We start from the raw sequence: 4,480 nt of genomic DNA, 5'->3' as shown, positions 1-4,480 counted from the left end.
TCAGGAGGTAGCATGAATTCAGGATGTTATACTGCGATGGTGACGCCTTTCGACGGCGCGGCAGTCGATGAAACGGGGCTTACCCGCCTCGCCGATTTTCAGATTCAAATCGGCATTACCGGTCTTCTGGCCGTGGGCCCCACCGGTGAAAGCCCCACGCTGGCCTGGCAAGAGCACCACCGGGTGGTTCAGATCATTTCACAACATGCCAAGGGTAAATGCCTGTGCATTGCCGGGGCAGGCAGCAACAACACCAAAGAGGCCCTGTCCGCCACGCGCCATGCCGCCGAAGCGGGCGTCGATGCGGTGCTTTTAGTGGACCCTTACTATAACGGTCCCAGTTCGCTGGAGATCAGAAAAGAGTACCTGGCACCGGTGGCTGCGGCCTTTCCCGATCTGTCCATTATTCCCTATATCATCCCGGGGAGGACAGGCGCCCAGTTGCTGCCCGACGACCTGGCCCTGCTGTTCAGGGAGCATCCCAACGTGAATACGGTCAAGGAGGCCACGGGAGATCTTGACAACATGCGGCGAACCCGCCAATGCTGCGGGCCCGAATTCACCATTTTCTCCGGAGACGACGGGCTGGTTTATGAAATGATTTCCGACCCGGAGATTGCCGCAACAGGCGTGATTTCGGTGGTCTCCAATATCGTCCCCAAGGCCATGAGCGATCTGGTCCGGCTGTTGGTTGATAAAGAGATCGACCAGGCAAAAAGGTTGGTCGATGCTCTGAGGCCGCTGTTCGGGCTGGTGACGGTGAAAACCGTGGAAAAATCTCCTTACGGCGACGTGGTTTGCCGGGCACGAAATCCACTGGCCTTGAAGACGCTGATGCAGGTGCTGGGGGTGCCTTCGGGACCCTGCCGCCCGCCGCTCGGTAAAATGAGCCGATCCGGCCTGGACGTGGTGGTGAATATCGCCAAGACGGTTCAATCGAAAAACCCGGAGATTTTTGCACCGTTGGCGGAATTCTTCGATGTGGACATCGACGGGCGGCTCAACGATGAACGGTTGTTGGAGGGGTTGTACTACCCGACGTATTAATCAATGCTCGTCCAGTAACGGCATCTTGTGGTCCAAATCTGCGTTCTCGTGTTATCGAAATCCTCTCAACACAAACCGCCCCTCCCGGTATAACCTGGAGGGGCGGTTTGTGTTTACTATTTTATCGCGGTCTGTTTTTCAGGTGGGATTTTTTTTGTCGGTAAAGTTGGCCGCCTGCTGCTCAGGGTCGGTCTCTTTGAACAGTACGCCCTTGAGCCATTCCAGCCCGAACTTGAGCAGTTCGATTTCATCCTTTTTTATTTTTTCCACGGTGGCTTCGTCTACATCGAACCGCTTTAAGAAGGCGCTTTCAAAGACAAACGCCTTGAATTTATCGATGTCGTAGCTGACCATGAAAAACATCTGTTTGGCTTTATCCGTCAGTTTGATGTTCGGCGGAAAAGAGCGTTTGCGCACCACCAGGTCCGTCCACTCACGGTTGATTTCGTCCCGCAGGTCCACGCCCTGGTCTTCCCGCCACTCGGCCACCGTCCAGTCGCCGTCTTCCTCGAAGCCCTTGCAGTGGGGCTCGTTGATGAAAAAGAAAAAACCCTCGTCGTCAGCCCCCTCCTTGTGCTGAAGGGTTGCCGTTCCCAATGGATAATAGCGGCAGGACGTGGGGCGATCCTTATAAATGATGCATCCCTCCTTGTCCTTGACAAAGGGGCATGATTCGCGCTCGTCGTCGAGCAGCTTGAGAGTGACCATGGGCAGATCGGTCTTTTCCAGCAGGTGCGGTTCGGTGTAGATCGCCAGAAATTCCCGGGAAGAGAGGCCCAGCCGGTTTTTCATCTGGAGAATGTCGTAGGGCGTAAGGATAATGTTGATGCCCCGGCAGCACATGGTAAAGCACGATACCCCCGGGTGGCATTTAAATTTGAATTGGCTGCTGTATCCTAATCGCACCGGCGAAATAAGAGCGTTTTTATCTGCATCGTTCATGAATAGTCCTTTCCTGATCGTTCATTGGTTGGGCCGTATTTAACCAAGGCCGTGGCCAAAGTCAAACGGTAATCCTGGCACCAAAAGTGACCGACAGGATTATTGCAACCCTTGCCCAACCAGGGAAAGGCCAGCGGTTCAGCCGATGCGGGAGTCGGACAGGCGGGTAAAAAATGAATGGGGCCGGCTCAGAAGCGGGCCGGCCCCGGTTGTGTGGTCTCAGGTATGGCGGTGGATTATTTAACCTTTCCTGCGCGCCAGGCCTCGATCAGTTTGTCGTAATCGACCGTTTCCCCCTTGGGCTTTTCGTTGGCCAGCTTGGCCTTGGGGGATCCGGGCTGGTTCAGCCAGTAGGCTTCATCCTTTTTGGGGTTCAGCAAGGGGCCGCATTCACCCTGTGTTTTCGAGCGGGCGATGCGCTCCATCACTTTGTCCATCTCGCTGGCCAGATTGTCCATGGCTTTATCCACGGTCACTTCACCGGAAACTGCCTCTCCGATATTCTGCCACCACAGCTGGGCAAGTTTCGGATAATCGGGAACATTGACGCCGGTCGGCGTCCAGGCTACGCGGGCCGGGCTGCGGTAGAATTCCACCAGACCGCCCAGTTTGGGCGCCCGTTCGGTGAAGGATTCATGACGGATGTCGCTGTCCCGGATGGGGGTCAACCCCACATGGGCTTTTTTAAGGGAGGTGGTCTTGGCCACGCAGAATTGTGCAAACAGCCAGGCCGCCTTGCGGCGCTCGAGCGGCGTGCTCTTCATAAAGGTCCAGGAGCCGACATCCTGATAGCCCAGCTTCATGCCCTCTTCCCAGTAAGGTCCATGGGGCGAGGGGGCCATGCGCCATTTGGGGGTGCCGTCCTCATTCACTGTGGGCCCCGGTTCGACCATGCTGGGCAAAAAGGCGGTGTACCAGAAGATCTGCTGGGCCACACTGCCGTTGGCCAGAAAGGGCAGATAGGTGTAAAAATCCATGCCCAGGCTGCCCGGAGGCGCGTATTTTCTCAGCCAATCCATGTATTTTTGAAGCGCGTACTTGGCCGCCGGACCATTGGCGGCACCACCGCGGGCTGCGGTTGCACCTACGGGTCGGCATCCTTCCATGCGGATGCCCCATTCATCAACCGGTTTGCCATTGGGAATACCCTTGTCGCCGGCGCCGGCCATAGACAACCAGGCGTCGGTAAAGCGCCACCCCAGATCCGGCGCTTTTTTGCCGTAGTCGTTGTGGCCGAAGACGGCTTTGCCGTCGATTTCACGCACATGTTCGGTGAAAAACTCGGCAATGTCCTCGTAAGCTGACCAGTTGACCGGTACCCCCAGTTCATAGCCGTAGATCTCCTTGAACTGCTTCTTGAAGTCCGGCCGTTTGAACCAGTCGTAACGGAACCAATACAAGTTTGCGAATTGCTGATCCGGCAGTTGATAGAGCTTTCCGTCCGGTCCCGAGGTGAAGGACTTGCCCATAAAGTCGTCGACATCCAGGGTCGGCAGGGTCACGTCCTTGCCTTCGCCGGCCATGAAATCGGACAAGGGCACCACATAGCCATAGCGGGCGTGGGTGCCGATCAGGTCGGAGTCGTTGATCCAGCCGTCATAGATGTTCTGCCCTGAGGCCCACTGGGTCTGCAACTTTTCGATGACGTCACCTTCCTGGATCAGGTCGAAAGAGACCTTAATACCGGTGATCTCTTCGAAGGCCTTGGTCAGGATCTTGGCCTCATACTCATGCGTGGGACTGGTTTCGGAGACGACTTTGATGTTCATGCCTTTAAATGGCTTGGCCGCATTGATGAACCATTCCATTTCTTTGAGCTGTTCTTGTTTAGACAGGGTCGAGGGTTGGAACTCCTCATCAACCCATTTCTTTGCGGCTGCCATATCCGCCATGGCCGGACCTGCCGCCAGGGCGAACATGATCGCCAAGGCAACTCCCAGAAGCATCGTCTTTTTCATCTTCACTTTCATGGGACTCCTCCTTTACGCCTTCAGGGGTGGGGTTGGGCTTGCGGACGGCATCGCGGGCGTGAAGGCTGTGATCACCGCACGATAGAGACACGTCCTTGTTTACTAAGCGTTCATCGTTCAGAGGTTCAGGGTTACCATTTTTTTCGTCAACCCCACTCCAACGTCAGTCTTGTGGAACAGGCGGTCACTCTTTGGTTGATCGTTCACCATTGAACCGTGAACCCAGAACGGTTGTATCACTTCTACCCCCAGCGCATGACGATAAATATCCAGACCGCTGAAATAGGAAGCGCAAACCACAAATTGAAATCCGTGAGCCCGAGCCATGCCAGATGGATATAGGCGGTGCCCAACAAGCCGACAAAAAACCGCGTTCCCCGTGTCGTTGGGATCTTCAGGAATCCGCGACGTTCGACGGTCGGCGACACCAGTTCCCAGACGAGCATGCCGGCGATCATCAGGAAAATGGTGATAAAAAAAATCGCCGTCGGGACTGTCCAATACATCCATTCGAAACTCAT

At 55.5% G+C, this 4,480-nt stretch carries 4 protein-coding genes; 1 reads left to right on the top strand and 3 read right to left on the bottom strand.

The genetic code is table 11. The features are described 5' to 3' along the window. Positions 1 to 12 precede the first annotated feature (12 nt). Entirely contained in the window at positions 13 to 1,047 is a 1,035-nt protein-coding gene (gene dapA, locus QNK41_RS17415; RefSeq protein ID WP_319259315.1) for a 4-hydroxy-tetrahydrodipicolinate synthase, read from the top strand. A 138-nt stretch (positions 1,048 to 1,185) separates the two neighbouring features. On the opposite strand, the gene QNK41_RS17410 is transcribed toward dapA, so the two are convergent. The 3 genes from QNK41_RS17410 to QNK41_RS17400 all read right to left on the bottom strand — a co-directional run. Further along, positions 1,186 to 1,989: a YkgJ family cysteine cluster protein gene (locus tag QNK41_RS17410; protein ID WP_319259312.1), complete on the bottom strand. Its 804-nt coding sequence runs from the start codon at positions 1,987 to 1,989 to the stop codon at positions 1,186 to 1,188. A gap of 236 nt (positions 1,990 to 2,225) precedes the next feature. Continuing rightward, entirely contained in the window at positions 2,226 to 3,959 is a 1,734-nt protein-coding gene (locus QNK41_RS17405) for an ABC transporter substrate-binding protein (protein ID WP_319259309.1), read from the bottom strand. 242 nt (positions 3,960 to 4,201) lie between these two features. Further along, positions 4,202 to 4,480: DUF2160 domain-containing protein (locus QNK41_RS17400; RefSeq protein WP_319259305.1), on the bottom strand; the 279-nt coding region annotated here is incomplete at its 5' end.

This window comes from Desulfosarcina sp. (genome assembly GCF_033791525.1).
GTDB lineage: Bacteria > Desulfobacterota > Desulfobacteria > Desulfobacterales > Desulfosarcinaceae > Desulfosarcina.
Note: the sequence above shows the minus strand (reverse complement) of the source record. Positions and strands in the feature narration are given on the sequence as shown.

What these genes read in the sequence shown, in the direction of transcription:
- QNK41_RS17405 (WP_319259309.1), bottom strand. Translation starts at nt 3,959, where the DNA reads ATGAAAGTGAAGATGAAAAAGACGATGCTTCTGGGAGTTGCCTTGGCG.
- QNK41_RS17410 (WP_319259312.1), bottom strand. Translation starts at nt 1,989, where the DNA reads ATGAACGATGCAGATAAAAACGCTCTTATTTCGCCGGTGCGATTAGGA.
- dapA (WP_319259315.1), top strand. Translation starts at nt 13, where the DNA reads ATGAATTCAGGATGTTATACTGCGATGGTGACGCCTTTCGACGGCGCG.